Source organism: Sphingomonas sp. EU05-FHT14C10 (genome assembly GCF_058790595.1).
Genome location: NZ_JBYTEN010000019.1, coordinates 40,226 through 61,353, shown reverse-complemented (window position 1 = coordinate 61,353; position 21,128 = coordinate 40,226). Strand labels below are relative to the sequence as shown.

At 65.4% G+C, this 21,128-nt stretch carries 17 protein-coding genes; 11 read left to right on the top strand and 6 right to left on the bottom strand.

Annotated elements, in window-relative coordinates:
• Positions 1-61 precede the first annotated feature (61 nt).
• From AC3WT0_RS15965 to AC3WT0_RS15925, 9 genes are all read left to right on the top strand, one after another.
• Positions 62-1,102 (top strand): substrate-binding domain-containing protein, encoded by a 1,041-nt coding sequence (locus AC3WT0_RS15965; protein WP_492754452.1) that lies wholly within the window; start codon positions 62-64, stop codon positions 1,100-1,102.
• Complete coding sequence (gene pstC, locus AC3WT0_RS15960; RefSeq protein ID WP_492754434.1) at positions 1,099-2,481, top strand: phosphate ABC transporter permease subunit PstC; 1,383 nt, start codon at positions 1,099-1,101, stop codon at positions 2,479-2,481. The genes AC3WT0_RS15965 and pstC overlap by 4 nt, the downstream gene beginning before the upstream one ends.
• Positions 2,474-3,727: a phosphate ABC transporter permease PstA gene (gene pstA, locus AC3WT0_RS15955; RefSeq protein WP_492754433.1), complete on the top strand. Its 1,254-nt coding sequence runs from the start codon at positions 2,474-2,476 to the stop codon at positions 3,725-3,727. The genes pstC and pstA overlap by 8 nt, the downstream gene beginning before the upstream one ends.
• A gap of 2 nt (positions 3,728-3,729) precedes the next feature.
• Entirely contained in the window at positions 3,730-4,515 is a 786-nt protein-coding gene (pstB, locus tag AC3WT0_RS15950) for a phosphate ABC transporter ATP-binding protein PstB (protein ID WP_492754451.1), read from the top strand.
• An 11-nt stretch (positions 4,516-4,526) separates the two neighbouring features.
• Positions 4,527-5,234: a phosphate signaling complex protein PhoU gene (phoU, locus tag AC3WT0_RS15945; RefSeq protein WP_492754432.1), complete on the top strand. Its 708-nt coding sequence runs from the start codon at positions 4,527-4,529 to the stop codon at positions 5,232-5,234.
• 5 nt (positions 5,235-5,239) lie between these two features.
• Positions 5,240-5,938, top strand: a complete 699-nt coding sequence (gene phoB / locus AC3WT0_RS15940) for a phosphate regulon transcriptional regulator PhoB (RefSeq protein ID WP_492754431.1) — start codon at positions 5,240-5,242, stop codon at positions 5,936-5,938.
• A gap of 144 nt (positions 5,939-6,082) precedes the next feature.
• The gene (locus tag AC3WT0_RS15935) at positions 6,083-6,340 is read left to right on the top strand and encodes a hypothetical protein (protein ID WP_492754430.1); all 258 of its coding nucleotides are present in this window, start codon (positions 6,083-6,085) and stop codon (positions 6,338-6,340) included.
• Positions 6,341-6,442: 102 nt separating this feature from the next.
• The gene (locus tag AC3WT0_RS15930) at positions 6,443-7,342 is read left to right on the top strand and encodes an SDR family NAD(P)-dependent oxidoreductase (RefSeq protein ID WP_492754429.1); all 900 of its coding nucleotides are present in this window, start codon (positions 6,443-6,445) and stop codon (positions 7,340-7,342) included.
• Between the two features lie 61 nt (positions 7,343-7,403).
• Positions 7,404-8,459: a hypothetical protein gene (locus AC3WT0_RS15925; protein ID WP_492754428.1), complete on the top strand. Its 1,056-nt coding sequence runs from the start codon at positions 7,404-7,406 to the stop codon at positions 8,457-8,459.
• A gap of 57 nt (positions 8,460-8,516) precedes the next feature.
• Here AC3WT0_RS15925 and AC3WT0_RS15920 read toward each other — a convergent pair whose 3' ends face one another.
• Entirely contained in the window at positions 8,517-8,858 is a 342-nt protein-coding gene (locus AC3WT0_RS15920; RefSeq protein WP_492754427.1) for a DUF2794 domain-containing protein, read from the bottom strand.
• Entirely contained in the window at positions 8,855-9,550 is a 696-nt protein-coding gene (gene epsC / locus AC3WT0_RS15915) for a serine O-acetyltransferase EpsC (protein ID WP_492754426.1), read from the bottom strand. The genes AC3WT0_RS15920 and epsC overlap by 4 nt, the downstream gene beginning before the upstream one ends.
• A gap of 162 nt (positions 9,551-9,712) precedes the next feature.
• On the opposite strand from epsC, the gene AC3WT0_RS15910 reads away from it, so the two are divergent.
• On the top strand, positions 9,713-10,477 hold the full coding sequence (locus AC3WT0_RS15910; protein ID WP_492754425.1) for a sulfite exporter TauE/SafE family protein: 765 nt from the start codon (positions 9,713-9,715) through the stop codon (positions 10,475-10,477).
• Positions 10,478-10,603: 126 nt separating this feature from the next.
• On the opposite strand, the gene AC3WT0_RS15905 is transcribed toward AC3WT0_RS15910, so the two are convergent.
• From AC3WT0_RS15905 to AC3WT0_RS15895, 3 genes are all read right to left on the bottom strand, one after another.
• Positions 10,604-12,199, bottom strand: coding sequence for an alpha-N-arabinofuranosidase (locus tag AC3WT0_RS15905; RefSeq protein ID WP_492754424.1), 1,596 nt, complete (start codon positions 12,197-12,199; stop codon positions 10,604-10,606).
• Positions 12,200-12,493: 294 nt separating this feature from the next.
• Positions 12,494-15,007, bottom strand: a complete 2,514-nt coding sequence (locus tag AC3WT0_RS15900) for a glycoside hydrolase family 9 protein (RefSeq protein ID WP_492754423.1) — start codon at positions 15,005-15,007, stop codon at positions 12,494-12,496.
• Positions 15,008-15,095: 88 nt separating this feature from the next.
• A complete protein-coding gene (locus tag AC3WT0_RS15895) occupies positions 15,096-17,036 on the bottom strand; it encodes a sialate O-acetylesterase (RefSeq protein WP_492754422.1) in 1,941 nt (646 codons plus the stop codon).
• Positions 17,037-17,182: 146 nt separating this feature from the next.
• Here AC3WT0_RS15895 and AC3WT0_RS15890 point away from each other — a divergent pair, with 146 nt between their 5' ends.
• Complete coding sequence (locus AC3WT0_RS15890; RefSeq protein WP_492754421.1) at positions 17,183-19,546, top strand: glycoside hydrolase family 95 protein; 2,364 nt, start codon at positions 17,183-17,185, stop codon at positions 19,544-19,546.
• Between the two features lie 7 nt (positions 19,547-19,553).
• Here AC3WT0_RS15890 and AC3WT0_RS15885 read toward each other — a convergent pair whose 3' ends face one another.
• Entirely contained in the window at positions 19,554-21,095 is a 1,542-nt protein-coding gene (locus AC3WT0_RS15885; RefSeq protein ID WP_492754450.1) for a tryptophan halogenase family protein, read from the bottom strand.
• Between the last annotated feature and the right edge of the window lie 33 nt (positions 21,096-21,128).

Below are 21,128 nucleotides of genomic sequence, written 5' to 3'. Positions count from 1 at the left end.
CCGATACGGTCGATTCTCTGGCCGATTTCGTCGTCGAATCAATGAGGAGTACGGTTTGTCCCTGCGGAGCCTGATGCTGCTGGCCGCTTCGTCGCTGCTGCTCGCGTCCTGCCAGGACCAGGCGGGCGGCGCGAACGGCGGCGTGCGCGAGCAGATCAGCGCAGTGGGCTCCTCGACCGTCTTCCCCTTCACGACCGCGGTTGCCGAGCAGTTCGTGAACAATAATCCACAATTCCGATCGCCGCTGATCGAATCCACCGGCACGGGCGCGGGTATGAAGCTGTTCTGCGCCGGTGTCGGCGCGCGCTTCCCCGACATCGAGGACGCGTCGCGCCGGATCAAGCGAAGCGAATATGACGGTTGCCGCAAGAATGGCGTCTCCGACATCGTCGAGATCCAGATCGGCGTCGACGGGCTGGCGCTGGGCGAATCCAATCGCGGTTCGAAAATGGCGCTGACCACGCGCGACATTTACCTCGCCATCGCTGCCAACCCCGACGGCAAACCCAACAGATCGAAGACCTGGGCCGACGTGAACCCCGCGCTGCCCGCGACGCCGATCGTCGTCTACGGCCCGCCCTCGACATCGGGCACGCGCGACTCGCTGACCGAACTCATCATGGTGCCGGGCTGCGATCAGGCGCCGGTCAACGCCGCGCTCAAGCATGACGAGAACAAGCACAAGGATCGCTGCACCCGCATCCGCGAGGACGGCGCCTATGTCGACGCTGGCGAGAACGACAATCTGATCGTCCAGAAGCTCGGCGCCAATCCCGATGCGGTCGGCATCTTCGGCTACAGCTTCCTCGAGGAAAATCTCGACAGCCTGTCGGGCATCCCGATCAACGGCGTGGCGCCCACCTATGCCTCGATCGCCAGTTTCTCCTATCCCGGCGCGCGGCCGCTCTACATCTATGTGAAGAAGGCGCATGTCCGCGCCATTCCGGGGCTGAAGCAATTCATCGCCCAATATGCCTCGGCGTGGAATCCGGACGGCTACCTCGCACGGCGCGGCCTGATCGCGGCGACGCCCGATGTTCGTGCGAAGAACGCTAAGATCGCCGCCGATCTCCAGACGCTTGATCCGGGCACGCTGAAATGAGCGCCGTCATTCTCCTGATCGCCATCGCCGGGCTGGCGGTGGTCGGCTGGCTCGTCGGCCGTGCGCGCGCAGCAAGCTTCGAGAAAGCGACCGTCGCGGCGGGCCGCCCGCATTCGCTGCCCTTCTACCATGGCTGGTTCGTCGCGCTGTGGACGGCGGTCCCCGCGCTGCTGTTCCTCGCCGTCTGGTCGTGGACCTCGCCCGCACTGGTCACCGATGCCGTGCTTGCCTCGCCGGCGGCACAGGGGCTGACTGCCGATCCCGCCGAACGCGCGGCACTCCTTTCCGAGGGCCGCGCACTCGCTGCCGGCCAGCTGCCGGGCGCCTTCACCGAAACAGGCGCCACGCTTGCCCCGGCCTATGCAGTGGCGCAGGCGCATTTCGATCTGATCGCGACGATCCTCGCCGCCATCCTCGTCTTCGCCGGCGGCGCCTACGCCTTCACGCGCCTGCGCCCTGATTTCCGCGCGCGCACGCGGGTCGAACGGATCGTGATGGCCGGCCTGCTCGTCGCCTCGCTGATCGCGATCCTGACGACGATCGGCATCGTCGCGTCGCTGCTCTTCGAATCCTTCCGCTTCTTCTCGATGGTCTCGCCGATCGATTTCCTTTTCGGGCTGCGCTGGAGCCCGCAATCGTCGGTGATTCCTGGCCAGCCCAACCAATTCGGCGCGGTGCCGCTGTTCTGGGGAACGGTCTTCATCGGCGTGATCATCGCGATGATCGTTGCGATCCCACTTGGCCTGATGAGCGCTGTCTACCTCACCCAATATGCGCCGCCGCGCGTGCGGAAATGGATGAAGCCGGTGCTCGAGATGCTCGCAGGCGTGCCGACGGTGGTCTACGGCTATTTCGCCGCGCTGACGGTCGCGCCCGCGCTGCGCAACTTCGCCGCGCTGGTCGGCATTCCGGGCGCTTCCTCCGAAAGCGCGCTCGCCGCCGGTCTGGTCATGGGCATCATGATCATCCCCTTCGTCTCCTCGATGGCGGATGACTCGATCACTGCGGTTCCTTCGGCAATGCGCGACGGATCGCTGGCGATGGGCGCGACGCAGTCCGAGACGATCCGCAAGGTGCTCATCCCCGCCGCGCTTCCGGGCGTGGTCGGCGGCGTGCTGCTCGCCGTCAGCCGCGCGATCGGCGAGACGATGATCGTGGTGATGGCCGCCGGCCTCGCCGCCAATCTCACTGCCAACCCCTTCGCCAGCGTGACCACGGTGACGACCCAGATCGTCCAGTTGCTGACCGGTGACCAAGAATTCGACAGCCCGAAGACGCTGGCGGCCTTCGCTCTCGGCCTTGTCCTGTTCGTCGTCACGCTCCTGCTCAACATCGTCGCGCTGCGCGTCGTCAAAAAGTATCGCGAAGCCTATGAGTGAGCGCGTTCCCACCGACTGGAAGAGCGTCGCCATGCAGCAGCGCATCCGCCGGCGCTATGCCGCCGAACGGCGCTTCAAGCTGCTCGGCCTGCTTGCCGTGTTCACCTCGGCCGGCTTCCTTACCTTCCTGCTCATCTCGATGACGATGCAGGGCGCAAGCGGTTTCCTGCGCACCGAGATCCGCGTGCCGATGGACTTCAAGGCCAATCCGCTGCTGCTCGATCGCAAGCAGCTTGCCGGGCGCGGCGCCGATCTCGCGCTTGCCAACGCCGGGATCGAGGCTCGCTTGAACGCAGCGACCAGCGCGGCGCTTGGCCCCAAGGGGCCATCGATGCTCGCCGACAGCGCCTGGCTGGCGGTGCGCGACGCGGTCAGGGCGGATCCGAAGGTCCTCGATGGCCATGCCATGCTGTGGGTGCCCGCCTCGTCGCCAATCGATCTTGCGGCAAAGGGCGAAGGCGCGCCCGAGGCCGAGAAGAGCTATGCCGCGCTCGAAAAGGCCGGTCTCGTCCGCACCGTGTTCAACTGGGGCTTCCTGACCGAATCCAATTCGAACGATCCCACGCGCGCCGGCATCTGGGGCGCGTTCAAGGGATCCTTGCTGACGATGCTGGTGACACTGGCGCTCGCTTTCCCGATCGGCGTGCTCTCGGCCGTCTATCTCGAGGAATATGCGCCGCGGAACCGCTGGACCGACCTGATCGAGGTCTCGATCAACAATCTCGCGGCAGTCCCCTCGATCATCTTCGGCCTGCTCGGCCTCGCCGTTTTCCTCAACACTTGGCACCTCCCGCGATCGGCAGCATTGGTCGGCGGCCTCACGCTTGCGTTGATGACCATGCCCGTGATCGTCATCGCCTCGCGCAACGCGATCAAGGCGGTGCCGCCGTCGATCCGCGACGCTGCGCTCGGTATCGGCGCCAGCCGCGTCCAGGTCGTCTTCCACCATGTCCTGCCGCTCGCGCTGCCCGGCATCCTGACCGGCACGATCATCGGCATGGCGCGTGCGCTGGGCGAGACGGCGCCGCTGCTGATGATCGGCATGCGCGCCTTCGTCACCACGCCGCCCGCCGGCATTACCGATCCCGCGACCGTGCTTCCCGTCCAGGTCTTCCTCTGGTCCGACGAGGTCAGCCGCGGCTTCGTCGAGAAAACCTCGGCCGCGATCATCGTCCTGCTCGCCTTCCTGCTCGCGATGAACGGGCTGGCGATCTATCTCCGAAACCGTTTCGAACAGCGCTGGTGACCATGCTTCAGGACCGTTCAGTACAAGCCTCGGCCACCAAGATGACGGCGCGCAACGTCAACGTCTTCTATGGCCAGAAACAGGCGATCAGCGACGTCTCGATCGACGTCGACATGGAGAATGTGACGGCGTTCATCGGCCCGTCGGGCTGCGGCAAATCGACCTTCCTGCGCACGCTCAACCGCATGAACGACACTGTCGCCAGCGCCCGGGTGGAAGGCGAGATCACGCTCGACGGCGAGGATATCTACGATGCCGCAATGGACGTGGTGCAGCTCCGCGCGCGTGTCGGCATGGTCTTCCAGAAGCCCAATCCCTTCCCCAAATCGATCTACGAGAACATCGCCTACGGCCCGCGCATCCACGGCCTCGCGCGCTCGAAGGCCGACATGGACCAGATCGTCGAGAAGTCTCTACGCCGCGCCGGCTTGTGGGACGAGGTCAAGGACCGGCTCAGCGACAGCGGCACCGCCATGTCGGGTGGCCAGCAGCAGCGGCTGTGCATCGCACGCGCGATCGCGGTCGACCCCGAAGTGATCCTGATGGACGAGCCCTGCTCGGCACTCGATCCGATCGCCACCGCCAAGATCGAGGAACTGATCCACGAACTGCGTGGCCGCTACGCGATCGTCATCGTCACGCACAACATGCAGCAGGCCGCGCGCGTCTCGCAGCGCACGGCGTTTTTCCACCTTGGCCAGCTCGTCGAATATGGCGTGACCTCCGAAATCTTCACCAATCCGCGTGAAGTTCGGACCAAGGACTACATCACCGGCCGTTACGGCTGAGAGGAAGCGGAATGGCGAACGGCACCGAACATACAGTCAAGGCTTTCGACGACGAGATCGTCGAGCTTCGCGGACTCATCTCCGAAATGGGCGGTCGCGCGCAGGCAGCGATCGAGGATGCGATGGAAGCGCTGGTCCGCCAGGACAGCGACCGCGCCGCGCGCATCGTCGTCGAGGACAAGATCATCGACGATCTCGAATCGCAGGTCGAGCGGCTCGCCGTCCAGATCATCGCGCTGCGCGCGCCGCTGGCGGACGACCTTCGCGAAGTGGTGGCGGCGCTCAAGATCGCGGGCGTCATCGAACGCATCGGCGACTATGCGAAGAATATCGCCAAGCGCGTGCCGCTGATCGGCGGGCGCTACAAGATCGAGGCGCTTTCCGTGCTGCCCGCGATGGGCACGCTGGCGTCGGAGATGGTGCGCGGCGCGCTCGACGCCTTCGCCGCGCGCGATCCCCGCGCCGCTGTGGACGTCTGCGAGGAAGACCGCCGCGTCGATGATTTCTACAACAGCATCTTTCGCACCCTCGTGACCTTCATGATGGAGAATCCGGCCACGATCGGGCAGGCCGCGCATCTCCTCTTCATCGCCAAGAATCTCGAACGCGTGGGCGACCACGCCACCAACGTTGCCGAAATGGTCTATTATGCCGCCAAGGGCACGCACATGGACGAGCGTGAACGCGGCGGCGGCAGCGAAGAAAGCCTGGGAGTCTGACAGCCATGCCCCGTGCCGATATGCTTCTCGTCGAGGACGACGCCGCGCTCGCCGAGCTTCTCGTCTGGCATTTCCAGCGTGAGGATTTCGACGTTCGTCACACGGCGGACGGCGAGGAAGCGTTGCTCCTCGCGCAGGAAAGCCCGCCCGATCTCGTCCTGCTCGACTGGATGATCGAGGGGCTTTCGGGGATCGAGGTCTGCCGCCGCCTCCGCCGCATGCCCGATACCGCGAACGTGCCGATCATCATGCTCACTGCGCGCGGCGAGGAAGAAGATCGCGTGCGCGGCCTCGAGACCGGCGCCGACGACTATGTGACCAAGCCCTTCTCGCCGCGCGAACTGGTCGCGCGCGTCGGTGCGGTGCTTCGTCGCGTCCGTCCCGCGCTTGCCGGCGAGCAGCTAAGCTATGGCGATCTCGAGATGGACACGGTCGGCCACAAGGTGCGCCGCAACGGCAAGACCGTCTCGCTCGGCCCCACCGAGTTCCGCCTGCTTAAGCATTTCCTCGAGCATCCCGGCTGGGTCTTTTCGCGCGAGCGCCTGCTGGATTCGGTGTGGGGGCATGATGCCGATATCGAGCCGCGGACTGTCGACGTGCATATCCGGCGGCTGCGCAAGGCGATCAACCTCAACGGCCTGCCCGACATGATCCGCACCGTGCGCTCGGCGGGCTATTCGCTCGACGCCGACGGCCGGCACTGATCGTAATTGGGCATTCGGGATGATTTCCTCCTTTTAAGGATCGGGATCGAAACATTTGCGTTAGATAGGGGCGCGTCTCGCCCGTTCCGGCCAGACGCTTGATGCTTCGGCCTGTTTTGGCCCTCGAAACACAAGGAGCCCGAGATGAAAATGTTCATGTTCGCCGCCGCGCTGGCGCTTGGCACCGGCGCAATCGCGCAGTCAGCGCCGGATCCCGCCGCCGCCCCCGATCCCGCTGCGGCGCCCGCCGCCGCCGCGACCCCGACGATGGGCGCGCCCGTCTCCAACCCCGCCCCGGCTCCGCAGGCCGAATATCCCTGGTGCAGCAAGACCGTGACCGATGGCTGCAAGCAGCGCGGTGCGGGTACCGATACGCCGCGCCCGCACAAAAAGTCCAAATAAGCAACGCCGCGCGATTTGACGGGGGAAGGCCCAGCATGGGCCTTCCCATCGGTCACCCCAGCCTCTAGGTGACGTTCACGTCAACGAGAGGAGCAGCGTGCAATGACCATCAGTTTCAAGGATCGTGTCGCCATCGTTACCGGCGCGGGCGGCGGTCTCGGCCGTGCCTATGCGCTCGAACTGGCGAAGCGCGGCGCGAAGGTGGTGGTCAACGATCTCGGCGGCTCGCGCGACGGCACCGGCCATTCGGACGCCGCTCTCAAGGTCGTCGAGGAGATCGAGGCCGCGGGCGGCGAGGCGATGTCCAACGGCGGAAGCGTCACCGAATATGAGCAGATGGTGGAAATGGTCGCCAAGACCAAGGAACGCTGGGGCGGCGTTCATGTCCTCATCAACAATGCCGGCATCCTGCGCGACAAGAGCTTCGCCAAGATGGAACCCGACGATTTCGATCTGGTGGTGAAGGTCCACCTCATCGGCTCGGCAAACTGCACCAAGGCGGTATGGGATACGATGCGCGAGCAGGCCTATGGCCGCATCCTGATGACCGCCTCGTCGACGGGCCTGTTCGGCAATTTCGGCCAGGCGAATTATGGCGCCGCCAAGCTCGGCCTCGCCGGCTTCACCAAGACGCTCTACCTCGAAGGCGCGAAGTACAACATCCGCGTGAACACGCTGGCGCCCGTCGCGGGCACGCGCATGACCGAGGATATCTTCCCGGCCGAGGCATATGCTGCCTTCGCGCCCGAGAATGTCGCCCCCGCCGCGCTGTTCCTCGTTTCGGAAGACGCGCCGACCAATGCGATCGTCGGCGCGGGCGCAGGCGTGTTCCAGGCCTCCTACGTCACGCTGACTCAGGGCGTGCTGCTGCCGCAGGCGGAGCGCACGCCCGAGGGCGTCGCCGCGCACTGGGCGCAGATCACCGACCGCACCGGCGAGATCGTGCCGCAATCGGGCGCGGAGCAGAGCGTGGTCATCCTGGGCAAGCTTCAGGGCAAATAATCACTGTATTGCTGAATTAATACACCTGTGGTAGAGGCTCCGCTCAGGAGGGCCTGAACCCATGTACAGCGATACAGATCTGGATGCCGCAGTCGCCGCGGGGGTGCTTTCGCCCCAGGCGGCGACTGCACTCCGCGCCTATGTGGCGACGACGCGCACCACACCGGCGGTCGATGAGGAGCATTTCCGCCTCATCACCGGCTTCAACGACATTTTCGTTTCGATCGCGAGCGTGCTGCTGCTCGTCGCGGTCGCCTGGATCGGCGGCAGTGTAACGCCGTGGCTGGGCAGCGCGGCGGTGGCGATCGTCGCCTGGGGCCTCGCCAAATATTTCACGCGCCAGCGGCGGATGGCGCTGCCTTCGATCCTGCTGCTGCTCGCCTTCGTCGGCGGCCTTTTCGGTGCCGCCAGCACGCTGCTGCTTGGCCCGGCCGGCTATGTCGGGCCCGGCGCGACGCCGGTGCAGGCACTGTTCCTCGCCGCCTCCGGCGCCATCGCCGCAGGTGGGGCATGGCTCCACTGGCGGCGCTTCCACGTTCCGATCACGATTGCCGCCGGTGCCGCCTCGGCTGTCGCCTGCCTGTTCGGGCTGCTGCTCGCGGCCATCCCCGCGATCGCGACGTTCTGGGCGCCGATCCTCTTTGCCTGCGGCCTCGCGACCTTCGCGCTCGCCATGCGCTGGGATATTTCGGACCGCGATCGCATCACGCGCCGGTCGGATGTCGCCTTCTGGCTTCATCTGCTCGCCGCGCCGATGATCGTTCACCCGATCTTCCAGACGCTCGGCATCCTCGACAATCAGGCGACGGTCGGCACTGCGGGCATCGTGCTTGTCCTGTACGTGCTGATGGGCCTGATCGCGCTCGCCATCGATCGACGCGCGCTGATGGTCTCGTCGCTCGCCTATGTGCTCTATGCGCTGAGCACTTTGTTCCGCGAGCTCGGCGCGATCGGCCTCAACGTCGCACTGACCGCGCTGGTCATCGGATCTGCTCTGCTTCTGCTCTCGGCTTTCTGGCACAGCGCCCGCGCCTTTGCGGTCAGCCTGCTGCCCGAAGCCTGGCGCGCGAAGCTGCCGCCGCTCGGCGAACGACCGATACTCGCGCAAGCCGCCTGATACGTGCCGCGATTGCCCCGGCGAAAGCCGGGGTAATCGTCCGGCCTGTTTTCCCGCTTATTCCCCGACGAGCTTGAGCAGGCGCCGCTCGATCGGCGCGAGCACCGGGCCAAGCTCATGCCCGCGCCTCAGGATCGATCCCCCCTCGCCCACCAGCGCCCACATGCCCTGACGATGACGCAGCGCGGGGCGTTTCTCGATCCGATATTCCGGCCGCTCGGTCGCCCGCCGGAACGCGGAAAAGGTCGCCATGTCCCGCCCGAAATCGAGCGCATAGTCGCGCCAGTGACCGGCGGCGACCATCCGCCCGTAAAGATCCAATATGCGATTGAGTTCGAGCCGGTCGAAGCCGGTCTGCACCGCGCCGCGCGGCAGGGGAAGCGGTGTGACGTTGCTCATCCGAACAGGTCTTGCCGCTCCTCGTTCAGCTTGCGCTTCTCTTCAAGCAGAGTCGCCAGCCGCTTCTGCAGCGCCTCGACCTCACAGCGCAGCAATTCCAGCTTCTGCGTCGAGGGATCGAAGGTCTCGCTGCACGGCGTGCCATAAGGCGTGAAGCCCTTCTGCTTTTCCACCGCGTCGACGGGCATGGGCTTGGCGGGAATACCGATCATGATCGCGCCCGGCGCGACATCCTTGGTCACCACGGCGTTGGCGCCGATCCGCGATCCCGAGCCGACGATCACCGGCCCGAGGATCGCAGCGCCGAGGCTGATGATCACCCCGTCCTCGATCGTCGGGTGGCGCTTGCCCCCGACGCCGTTGGTCGGGTTGGTGCCGCCCAGCGTCGCCCCCTGATAGATGGTGACGTTGTCGCCGATCTCGGCCGTCTCGCCGATCACCACGAAGCCGTGGTCGATGAACAGGTTCGCGCCGATCTTCGCACCCGGATGGATGTCGATCGCGGTCAGGAAGCGCGAGATGTGGTTGACCAGCCGGGCAAGGAAATAGAGCTCGCCGACGAACAGCCAATGCGCCACGCGGTGCAGCGCAAGCGCCAGCACGCCGGGATAAAGCAGCACCTCCCAGCGCGAACGCGGGGCCGGGTCGCGAGCCTTGATCGAATCCAGATAGTTGAACAGTGCGTTAGACACCCGGCGCCTCCCTCGCACCTCCACTCCGTTGCAATCTAGGGTCAGGTTGCAAAGATTGCCATAGGCAGGGCGCATCGTGCGTTGTCTGGGGCAAAGCCCTTCTATCTTGCCGCCCCTGCCCAGCCATCGCAGAAGGGCGGCCGACGAAACCGGGGAGCCTGAATGATCGACCTGTCCAGTATCGACTATCCCCGCCTGATCGAGTTTGCCGCCATCGGTTTCGCGGCGCAGACGGTGGACGGTGCGCTTGGCATGGCTTTCGGCGTGATTTCGTCGACGCTCATGGTCAGCGTACTCGGCATTTCGCCCAGTCGCGCCTCGGCCGGCGTCCATTTCGTCGAGACCTTCACCACAGCCGCGTCGGCGATCAGCCACATCGCCCATCGCAACGTCGATTGGAAATTATTCGGCCGGCTTGTCGTGCCCGGCGTGATTGGCGCGATATTGGGCGCCTATATTCTCGTCGCCAATGCCGAAATCGCGCGCCCCTTCGTCATGGCCTATCTCAGCTGCATCGGCATCTACCTGCTGTGGCGCAGCTTCCACGCGGTGCCCAAGAGCCGCGAGCCGCGCGTCATCGCGCCGCTCGGCCTGATCGGCGGCTTCCTTGACGCCGCAGGCGGCGGCGGCTGGGGACCTGTCGTCACGTCCAACCTGCTCATTCAGGGCGTCGAGCCGCGCAAGACGATCGGGACCGTCAACACCGCCGAATTCTTCCTGACGCTCACCGCCTCGCTCACCTTCATCGCGACGATGGGGTTCGCGGCGCTGTCGATCGTCACCGGCGGCTTGCTGATCGGCGGCCTCCTCGCCGCGCCCTTCGGCGCAATCCTCGCCAAGCGCATCGCGCCGGGCACGCTGCTCCGGCTTGTCGGCATCGTGCTGACCGCGACCAGCCTCTTCGCGCTCTACAGGGCACTGCTCTGACGACTGGATCAGATGGGCGATCGATCCAGGGCGAAAAAGTTCGACGCCATAAGACCGGCCTGACGACGCGGCTTCAGACCAATGGTTCGCCCGGCGTGCGCAAACGCACGCCGGGCGATCAAATCGTCATCCATCCACCTCAATCACGGCAACCGACTTCGCCGGCATCTCAAGCATGAGACCGCCGCCGCTCGCTTTCGCCGCGATGGGCTTGGGCGAAACGGCCTGAGGCGCCTCGAAGCTGTTGACCGAATCGACGCGCGGCGCGGTCAGCACTTGCCCTCGCCCCGTTCGACCGGCCTTGCCCGGCAACTTGATCGAGACGGAGGCGGGACGATCGGGGTCGACATTGGTCACCGCCAGCCACAGCTTGCCGGCCTTGTCACGCGCGGCCACGGCGTCGATGCGCGGCAAGGTGATGTCGCCCCTGGTGTAGGTGCCAGCATCGAAGCTGACCGGGACGAAGGTGGCGTCCTGGAACGGCAGATACATTTTGAAGATGTGGTAGGTGGGCGTCAGCAGCATCTTCGGCCCGTCGGTCAGGATCATTGCCTGCAGGACATTCACCATCTGCGCGATGTTGGTCATCCGCACGCGATCGGCATGCCGCGCGAAGATGTTGATGTTGAGCGCGGCGATGATCGCGTCGCGCAGCGAATTCTGCTGCGCCAGGAAGCCCGGATTGGTGCCGGGAAGCGGCGCCAGCCACACGCCCCATTCGTCGACGACGAGCGCGACCTTCTTCTCCGGATCATATTTGTCCATGACCGCCGAATGCTTGGCGATCAGGGCATCCATGCCCAGCGTCTCCTTGACGAGCTTGGCGTAACCCGTCTCGTCGAACCCCGTGCTGGGATAGGAAACCGGCCAGCCGCCCGTAGTATAGCTGTGGAGCGACATCCCTTCAATGCTCCATGCCCAGTCATGCTCTTTCCATGCCTTCATCACCGCTTCGGTATATGCGGGATCGTCCGTGCCCGGGCCGACCGCGATGCGCTGCATCGCATCGCCGCCCTTTTCCGTCTGCGCCGGATTATAGTTGCGGACGAAGCGGGCATAGCGCTTCATCAGGTCAGTATAATATTCAGGGCGCATCGCCCCGCCACAGCTCCAGCTTTCATTGCCGAGTCCGAGATATTTGACCTTATAGGGTTCGGGATGGCCATTGGCCGCGCGTTCCTTGCCCGCCGTAGCATTGGTCGAGGCCGTCATGTAATCGAGCCACTCGGCGGCTTCGGCGACAGTGCCCGAGCCAACATTGACCGAGACATAAGCCTCCGCGCCGATCTGGCTGGCAAAGTCCATGAACTCGTCCGTACCGAACGTATTGGGCTCGACTGAATCGCCCCAGTTGGCGTTGACGGTAACCCGGCGCTTGTCGGGCGCACCGATGCCATAGCGCCAATGATATTCATCGGCGAAGCAGCCGCCCGGCCAGCGAACGTTGGGCACCTTGATCGCCTTGAGCGCCGCGACGACGTCCGAACGGATACCGCGCACGTTGGGAATAGGGGAATCCTTGCCCACCCACACGCCGCCGTAAATGCCGGTGCCGAGATGCTCGGCGAACTGGCCGAAAATATTTCGGCTGATCGTTGCGCCCGCCTTGTCGGCCTGGACGGTCAACGCGACAGGCGCACCGCTTTCCGGCGCCGCCCAGGCGGCCGGGGCCAGCGCCAGCATCGATGTCGCGGCGGCAAACAGGCCAAGAGCTTTCAACATTCCATTCCTCCTTGAACTGGCAAAACCGCTTCACCCGACGAAAAGGCGAAAGCAGGGGCACGGCGGATTTGTCCGCCGCTAGCGATCGAAACGCTTTGCTTGAACGATGGACTGTCCATCCGCCTCCCCTCGTCTCACGGCAGCCCGCCGCTTCGCCTGATCTCCGACGCCGGGGCGCGCCGCATCGCGACACACTTATCGGCTTCGGTCAGGTCTGTCTGACTCGCCGTCATAATTAGTCTGACAAATAGACAGGTCAAGCGTCCCGGGGACAAGGTCGACCGAAGCCCCCCGTCAGCGCCCCGAACTCAGCCGATCCGCGCTGTTGGCGAGTTGGATCCAGTCCGCGCCTTCCGGGATCACATATTCATTCTCGCCCCAGAAGAAGGGCCAATCCTCATGATTCTCGGGGAAGTCGGGCTTGATGACCAGCAGGCCCGGGACGACGCCGCCCGCGATGAAGGTGAAGTCGGCGCGGTTGTTGCCATAGGCGACTTCCTTTGCGCGCGTTCCGACGCTCGATACGAAGCTGATGTCCGAGGCCGGATGATGCCCGGTCATGAACGCAACGCCCCGGAACACCGCTTCGTCGCCGACAAGTTCGGGAAAGGCACGGTGCAGGGCAGCAGCGGTCAGCGCATAGCTGATCACCGTGCCCGATCCGGCCCAGCCCCCGGTGGTGATCGGCACGCCGAAGGGATTCGCCTTGGCGATCGCCTCGCTTTCGGCGACCCAGCGCTTGACCGCCGGCACCAGCGCTTCGCGATAAGCCACTGGCATCAGCGGAATCGCCGCCACCGCCTCGCGCGCGGTGAAGTTGAACATCTTCTCCATCGCGGGCCACAGCGCCGTCACGCTGTCGGCATATTGGCGATCGCCGGTGCTGCGCAGCAATTCGACCGCAGCCGTGAACTTCTCGACCTCAAGCGGGCCGCCAGTGGTGTTGCCGTAGCGGAAGAGATCCGGCGCATGGCTCTGCTCCTCGCGCCAGATCCGCGTCGCCGTATCGAGCGCGCGCGCGGCCAGTGCGTCATCCTGCCCCTTGAGCACCCGCGCCGCCGCCGCCAGCGCCGCGATCGATCCATAGTTGAGCGCGGACGACTTGCTGGTGAAGGCCCAGCGATCGTCGGGCGTGCCGCTCCGCCCGTCCCTGACTTCGCCAGGCTTAAGAGCTGGATCATAAGGCAGCCCATCGGTCTTGCCCGCGGCATCGCCCAGATGCGTATATTGGCCGACATCGGGCTCGACGATACCGTTGATCGCGTGGCCGACGGCATCGAACTGGGCGAGCAGCTGGATCGTTCCGTGCGCCACCTGCTCGACGATATCGGGCTTGCCGTCGGGCACGTGGATCTCGACGTGACGCCGCGCCTCGTCGACGCTCACCGTATCGCGATCGATGCCGAAGCGCTCGCGGCTTTCGACCAGCGAACGGACGACTTGATATTGCGACTGGGTGCGGATGTCGAAATCGCCGGCGTCGAACCAGCCGCCGACGTTGAGGCCGGGAATATGCTCGCCGCCCTTGAACCTTGTATCGGTAGTCCGCCCCTGCGCGTAGAGATCGATATGCTCATGATTGGGCGGCGCCTGTCGCGCATCGTCGCGATGCGGGTCGCCGTGCCACAGCCGGTAAGCCTCGTTGACCGAGACATGATCCATCGCGACCGGGAAATAGACGTCGTTGGTCGGGTGCCAGGCGTCGGCATAGACATTGTCGGCGATGCGGAAAGGCGCGGTACGGACGTCGCCATATTCGAGCATATAGGTCCCAGACTGACGGACCTGGCTGAAATCGAGCTGAAGATAATGATAGCGCAGATAGTCGCCCCATTCGCGCGGCTGCGCGGCCAGCGCAGGTTCGAGCGCGCCATTTTCCGCGACACGCAGCAGGCGGAGAGCGGGCCGGCGCTTGTCGTTGCGGTCCAGCTCGATCGTCGCGGTCTTCGCGCCGCCCGGCGTATAGCCGAGCTGCGAATGAGCGATGACGGGCGTGCGCAACCAACCGGGCGTAGCGCTGGGTGCAAGCGTCCACTGAAGGACGGTGCCAGTCCGGCCGGCAGGCAGGATCGAACGAAGCACATACCAGCCATTCTGCGCCTGGTTGCGCCCGTCGAACAACTGGATCGGCTGATCGCTGCTAATGGCCACGCGACGCGCGGGATCCTCCGGCGCCAGCACGAAACGACTGCCCGAAGCGATCGGCAGAGGCTCGGCCCCCGGCCCTTCGCTGCGCCCGCTCGCCGCATTGCGCTCGGGCGTCTGAACCATCGCGCTGTCAGGATAGCGGGGGAAGATGCCCGATACGCCGTCCGCCATATAGCTGTGATGGAAATAGGCCGAAGGCAGGAATTCCAGATTGAAGCCTGCCTTGCCCGCGAGCGCCGCCGGCACCGGCTTGTCGAGCAAGATGCTGATCAGCACCGCGCCGCCCCGCTGTTCCGCGCGGATCACATATTGCCAGTCATAGGCAGGATATTTGAGTGTCGTCTCGATCACGCCGGCCTTCGCATCGACCTTGCGGCTAACGAATGCACCGATGGCGTCCCACTGTCCCGGCGTTGCCGCCAGCCTCACATCGCCGTTGGTAGCGCTACGAAGGCCTTGCTGGATGATCTCGATGCCACTGATCTTGGAATCGGCGAACAGGCCGTCATACCAGTTGGAAAAAGCGAGGATATTAACGCCGGGGCCTTCAAAATAGCCTGATTCCCCTAGCGTCAGGGCCGGCGTGACCACCTGCGCGGCGACAGGAAAAGCGGCCAGAAGGCTTGTCGCCAGCGCAGCGCGACGAAGTGCGCGGATCATATCCTCTCCCTTGTCTATGTCTGTTTATGTTTGCGCTACCATAAACGGGAACGATTGATGTTGTCACGCATCATGTCATCCAAAAGACCTAGGGAATTGCGATCTCGAAAGTGCCGACGGGAAGCCCCGCGCCATCGAAGAGGTTGACCGTGGGCGTATCGGCCCAGCCATAGCGGACATGCGTCACCGGCTGCCCGTCGCCAGCAAGGATCACCTTGCCGCCGTCCACGCGCCCCAGAGCGTAACGACAGCTTCCCGCCGCTGCTCCGCAAATCTCGAACCCGATCGCCTGCATCGCCCCACGCGCCGCCAGCCCGCCGGTCACGTCGGCGAAATCGATCGTCACGCCCCCGTCCGCATTGCGCGCCGCTTTCGCCGCGCGCGGTCCGGATGCCGGAATCGGCTCGCCATAGACTATATGACGCATTGCCCGCGCCAGCCTGCGCCCCACTTCATGCTTCTCGCCGGGGTGAATGTCGATCTGGTCACCGATATCGAGCGTCACCGCGATCGCCGCATGGCCGTCCGCTTCGGCGACTTCGCGCTGGACGTTGCGCAGATTGGCCCAGCCGCTCTCGAGCGGGGCGGTCGCCGGCACGCCGAAGGCGGAAAGCTGGACGATGGCGAACGGCAGGCCGGACGAGCCGAACTGACGACGCCAGTCGCGCATCATTGCATTCAACCGGGCGTCATAGCCCGGAATGTCGGTATCGGATTCGCCCTGATACCAGGCGACGCCGGCCAGCGCGATCGGCCCCAGCGGCGCGATCATCGCATTATAGATCGTGCCTAAGCCGTTGATGTCGTCCCACGGCACACGCGGCGCACTGCCCTTGGGCTTGCCGCCGATCGCATAAGTCCAGCCATCGGCGATCGGAACGCTGCTGCCGTCGGCGAAAGTGATGCGCATCACATCGGCCGGGCCGCCCATCCCGCCATTGGCATAGACATTGTCGTCGTTGACGGTGATGACGTTGCGTCCCGCGACCAGCGTGCCCGCAGCGAGCGGATAGACGCGCTGCACCGATGCGATGCTGCTGCCGCCGACCGGCTTGCCGTTGACCCATGTGCGATCAGCGTCGTCGACCGTGCCGATCGACAACACGGCCTGCTGCGCGGCCTGCGCCGCCGTCAGCGTCACCGCCTTCTGATACCAGACCATGCCGATATAGTTGGCGAGCTCGGGCACGCCCCATGCGTTGAAGATGCCCAGGCCGGGCACCGGCTTCCAATCGAGCGCGGCGGTGGGTTGCCACGGCTCCTGGCCCTTTGCGGTTCCCGACTGGCTGCGCCACCAATCCTCCCATACGGCGCTGGTGGCGCGGATCGCCGCGCCCGCATCACGCGTGTAGAGACGCAGCATATCGACATCCGCGCCATGCCCGGTCGCGCGCAGCCCGTCCTCGCCCATCCAGGCGACGATGCGCGAACCGCCCCAGCTCGAATGGATCGCGCCGATGGGCACTTTCGCGGTCTGGCGAAGCTCGCGGACCATATAATAGCAGGCCGCCGAGAAACTCCCCACGGTCTTCGGTCCGGCAATGTCCCATACGGGCGCCTTGTCGAATACGGCTTCGGACTTGAACGCCGTCGCCTTGGCGACGGTCAGCAGGCGCAGTTGATCGTCGGCGGAGGTGAAGATCTGGGTGAAGCTATCCTGCGCCTGCGCGACGGCAAGCTCCATATTGCTCTGGCCCGAGCACAGATAGACGTCACCGACGAGCAGATCGTCGACGACGGCCATGCCGCTCTTCGCCGTGACCACGAGCTGATAAGGGCCGCCCGCCCTGAGCGGGGCAAGCGTCAGGCGAAAGCGCCCCGCGCGATCGACCGCACTCGAGGCCGACTGTCCGCCGACGAAGACCGTCACCGTCTCGCCTGGCTCGGCCGTGCCGGCCAGGATGAGCGGGCGGTCGCGCTGAAGCACGCCATGATCGCTCACCACGCCATCGAGCCGCGGCGCCGCCAAGGCAGGCGAAGTCAATACAAGGCCAAGCGCCCCCGCCCCGATCAGACGCAATTTTCTCATAATCCTCTCCCCTCACTCCAGCCTCGGTGGCCTTCATCGGCGCATCCGATTGACGTCGCGGCTCACGCTCAATACTCCGACAACAAATCTAAGGGCAAGCAGAGGGATAACCCCGAACACGCTTTCCCCCAAAAGGAGAGGCCGGGATGTCGGACACGGCGGAATTCACGCGACGCGCCTTGCTGGGGGCGTCGGCCGCGACGGCGACCAGCCTAGCGCTGCCGGCCTCGCTGACGGCCGCGCCGGACCGATCCAGTCCCTCCGACCATCGCCTGTGGTATCGCCAGCCGGCGACATCATGGACCGAGGCTCTGCCGATCGGCGCCGGGCGCATCGGCGCGATGGTCTTCGGCGGCGTTGCTCAGGAAAGGCTACAGCTTAACGAAGACACGCTCTGGGCAGGCGGACCTTACGACCCGGTGAACCCCGAAGCGGCACTTGCCCTGCCCGAGGTGAGGCGGCTGATCTTCGCCGGGCGCTATGCCGAGGCGCAGGCGCTGGCCAATGCGAAGTTGATGGCGCGGCCGCTGGCGCAGATGCCTTATCAATCGGTGGGCGATCTGCTGATCGATATGCCGGGGATCGTCGGCAAGTCTGTCAGCGGCTATGAGCGTGCGCTCGATATCGACGCCGCGCTGGCGACGACGCACTTCACGGCCGGCGGCGTCGGCTTCCGGCGCGATGTCATCGCCTCTCCGGTCCGGCAAGTCATCGCGATCCGGCTGGGCGCCGATCGGCCAGGAGCGATCGACCTCGACCTCTCCTTCCGGACGGGGCAGGCGGCGACAATCGCAGCGCAAGGCGACATGTTGCTCGTCGTAGGGCGCAATCGGGCGGATCAAGGCGTCGAAGGCGCGCTGCGCTTCGAGGCGCGTGCGCGGCTGATCCATAAGGGCGGACGCAGGAGCGCCGAGGACACGCGACTGAAGCTGCGCGGCGCCGACGAAGCGCTGATCCTGATCGCCATGGCGACCAGCTATCGCCGCTTCGACGATGTAAGCGGCGCCCCCGCCGCCACGACCGAACGCCAGATCGCCGATGCTAGCGCCTTGTCCTTCGCTACGCTCGCCGCCGAGACCGCCGAGGAACATCGCCGCCTCTATCGCGGCGTCGCGATCGATCTCGGCCACACGCCCGCCGCCGATCGCCCAACCGACGAGCGCATCCGCACGAGCGAGACGTCGGACGATCCCGCGCTGGCCGCGCTTTATTTCAACTATGCGCGCTACCTGCTGATCGCCTCCTCGCGGCCGGGGAGCCAGCCCGCCAATCTCCAGGGCATCTGGAACGACAGTGATACCCCGCCTTGGGGCTCCAAATATACGATCAACATCAACACCGAGATGAACTATTGGCCGGCCGAGCCGACCGCGCTGGCCGAATGCACCGCGCCGCTCATCGCCATGGTCCGCGATCTGGCGCAGACGGGCGCGCGCACGGCCCGGCGCATGTATGGCGCACGCGGCTGGGTGGCGCATCACAATACCGATCTGTGGCGCGCCACCGCGCCGATCGACGGCGCGCAATGGGGCATGTGGCCGACCGGCGGCGCCTGGCTCTGCACCCATTTGTGGGACCGGTATGATTATGGCCGCGATCCGGCCTATCTGCGGTCCGTCTATCCGCTGATGCGGGGGGCGGCGCTCTTCTTCCTCGATACGCTGCAGACCGATCCCGCCACCGGCCGGCTCGTCACCAATCCATCGATCTCGCCCGAAAATGCCCATTCCAAGGACATCGCGATCTGTGCGGGGCCTGCGATGGACATGCAGATCCTGCGCGATCTGTTCGATCAGGTCGCGGCGGCCTCCGCGATTCTCGGCGAGGACGCCGATTTCGCCGCGGAAGTGAAGGCGGCGCGCGCGCGCCTCGCACCCGATCGGATCGGCGCGCAAGGGCAATTGCAGGAATGGCTGAGCGATTGGGACGCGCAGGCGCCCGAGCCGAAGCACCGGCATGTCTCGCATCTCTATGGCCTCTATCCCAGCCACCAGATCAATCTCGACGATACGCCCGCGCTTGCCGCCGCCGCGCGGCGATCGCTCGAACTGCGCGGTGACGAATCGACGGGCTGGGCCACGGCGTGGCGCGCCAATCTGTGGGCGCGGCTGCGCGAAGGCGATCATGCGCATCGCATCCTGCGCTTTCTGCTCGGGCCGGAGCGCACTTACCCCAATATGTTCGACGCTCACCCGCCATTCCAGATCGACGGCAATTTCGGGGGCGCGGCGGCGATCGCCGAAATGCTGATGCAAAGCCGGGGCGACGAGATCATGCTGCTCCCCGCGCTTCCCGCCGCATGGCGCGACGGATCGGTCAGCGGACTGCGCGCGCGGGGACGATGCCGCGTCGACCTGAGCTGGCGCGAGGGCAAGCTGGCGCAGGCGACGATCGTCGGCGACCTGCCGGGCACGCGCGTCGTGCGGCTGGGCGACCGGCGCGTGACGGTGACGCTGGCGCCGGGCATTCCTGCTAGGTTGTCAGGGGAAACTCTGACTCTGGCGTTGTAGGAAACGGTCAGACCGGCTGGAGGCCGTGATCGACGATCTTGCGGATGAGGTCGCGGTGGCGCGGCAAACCGGCGCGCATCCGTTCGGTTTGGGCGAGATTCTCGCGCATCGCGCGATCGGCCATGCGCGCGTCGCCACCGAGCGCGCCGGGCTCGACTTCGGTGCGGAAACCCATGCCGTAGAGCACATATTGATAGCTGGCCGGCGGGAATACTTCCTCGACGCGGTCGAATTCGTCATGGAACCAGGGGGACTGATATTTCCATAGCAACATCAGATCCTTGAGCCGATCCGGGATTGTCTCCGGCAACAGGTTGTCGCGCCAGAAAGCGCTGTCCTCGCGCCTGGTGAGCACATAGTGGAGCTTGAGGAAATCGATGATCCGTCCCCAGCGGTACAGCGTCGTCGCGTTGAAGCGCGAGGCGACAACGTCCATCACCTCGCGGCAAGCCGGCATCTGTTCGGCGATCAGCTTGGCCGACAATTCGATGAGGACGATCGCCGAGGCCTCGAGCGGTTCGAGGAAGCCGGCGGCCAGCCCCACCGCGACGCAATTGCGCTTCCAGAAGGTCTCGCGATGCCCCGAACGGATGCTGATCTTGCGCACCGGCAGATCCTTGCCTGCGCCGCCCAGATAAGCGCGCAGCTCGCGCTCGGCCTCGTCGTCGGAGATATAGCGACTCGAATAGACATGCCCGGTGCCCCGCCGCGTCGGCAGGCCGATGTCCCAGATCCAGCCCGCCGATTGCGCGGTGGAGATGGTGTGCGAGGCGATCGGGCTCGTCTCGCTTTCATAAGGCACCTGCACGGCGAGCGCGGTGTCGCAGAACAGCACGTCGCCGCAATCCTTGAACGGCACGCCCATCGTCTCGCCGAGCAGCAGCGAGCGGAAGCCGGTGCAGTCGATGAACAGATCGCCCTCGATCTCCCCCGCCTGTTCGGTGACGATGCTGGCGATGTCGCCATTCTCGGCGAGCTTCACGCTCTGCACATCGGCAAGGATGTGGCGAACGCCGAGATTGTCGCAGCAATGGCGCTGGAGGAAAGGCGCGAATTTCCCCGCATCCAGATGATAGGCGTAGTTGGCCACCGCCTCATATTCCGGGGTCGCGATCGTCTTGGGCGCCAGGCCGTCGTCGCAGATGCGCCCCTGCGAACAGACGGCGTCGCAGAAGCTGCGGTCGCCGCCCCCGGCCAGCCAGTGCGGGACGAGATTGACCTGCGAGAAGCCCTGCGGAAGCATGAGCGGGTGATAATAGGCGTCGTCTTCGGCGCCCGTCGTCCAGCGTGCGAATTTCGCGCCCTGCTTGAAGGCGGCGTCGCACTGACGGAAAAATTCGGTTTCGGAGACGCCGATGCGCGCGAGCGTCGAGCGCAGCGTCGGCCAGGTCCCTTCGCCGACGCCGATGATCGGCGTGTTGGGGGATTCGACCAGGGTCACGGTGAAGCCGCCGGGCATCCGGCTGCGATGCTTTGCGGCGATCACGCCTGCGGTCAGCCAGCCGGCGGTCCCGCCGCCCACGATAACGATGTTCTGAACGCGATGCATCATGGCCGATCGCAGTATAAAGAAACGGGGATG

Bases quoted from the DNA above. Each gene is read 5' to 3' on its own strand.
- pstB (WP_492754451.1), top strand. From the start codon at position 3,730: ATGCTTCAGGACCGTTCAGTACAAGCCTCGGCCACCAAGATGACGGCG.
- AC3WT0_RS15885 (WP_492754450.1), bottom strand. From the start codon at position 21,095: ATGCATCGCGTTCAGAACATCGTTATCGTGGGCGGCGGGACCGCCGGC.
- AC3WT0_RS15910 (WP_492754425.1), top strand. From the start codon at position 9,713: ATGATCGACCTGTCCAGTATCGACTATCCCCGCCTGATCGAGTTTGCC.
- phoB (WP_492754431.1), top strand. From the start codon at position 5,240: ATGCCCCGTGCCGATATGCTTCTCGTCGAGGACGACGCCGCGCTCGCC.
- AC3WT0_RS15935 (WP_492754430.1), top strand. From the start codon at position 6,083: ATGAAAATGTTCATGTTCGCCGCCGCGCTGGCGCTTGGCACCGGCGCA.
- pstC (WP_492754434.1), top strand. From the start codon at position 1,099: ATGAGCGCCGTCATTCTCCTGATCGCCATCGCCGGGCTGGCGGTGGTC.
- AC3WT0_RS15905 (WP_492754424.1), bottom strand. From the start codon at position 12,199: ATGTTGAAAGCTCTTGGCCTGTTTGCCGCCGCGACATCGATGCTGGCG.
- AC3WT0_RS15920 (WP_492754427.1), bottom strand. From the start codon at position 8,858: ATGAGCAACGTCACACCGCTTCCCCTGCCGCGCGGCGCGGTGCAGACC.
- AC3WT0_RS15895 (WP_492754422.1), bottom strand. From the start codon at position 17,036: ATGAGAAAATTGCGTCTGATCGGGGCGGGGGCGCTTGGCCTTGTATTG.
- AC3WT0_RS15900 (WP_492754423.1), bottom strand. From the start codon at position 15,007: ATGATCCGCGCACTTCGTCGCGCTGCGCTGGCGACAAGCCTTCTGGCC.
- pstA (WP_492754433.1), top strand. From the start codon at position 2,474: ATGAGTGAGCGCGTTCCCACCGACTGGAAGAGCGTCGCCATGCAGCAG.
- AC3WT0_RS15930 (WP_492754429.1), top strand. From the start codon at position 6,443: ATGACCATCAGTTTCAAGGATCGTGTCGCCATCGTTACCGGCGCGGGC.
- AC3WT0_RS15925 (WP_492754428.1), top strand. From the start codon at position 7,404: ATGTACAGCGATACAGATCTGGATGCCGCAGTCGCCGCGGGGGTGCTT.
- phoU (WP_492754432.1), top strand. From the start codon at position 4,527: ATGGCGAACGGCACCGAACATACAGTCAAGGCTTTCGACGACGAGATC.
- AC3WT0_RS15890 (WP_492754421.1), top strand. From the start codon at position 17,183: ATGTCGGACACGGCGGAATTCACGCGACGCGCCTTGCTGGGGGCGTCG.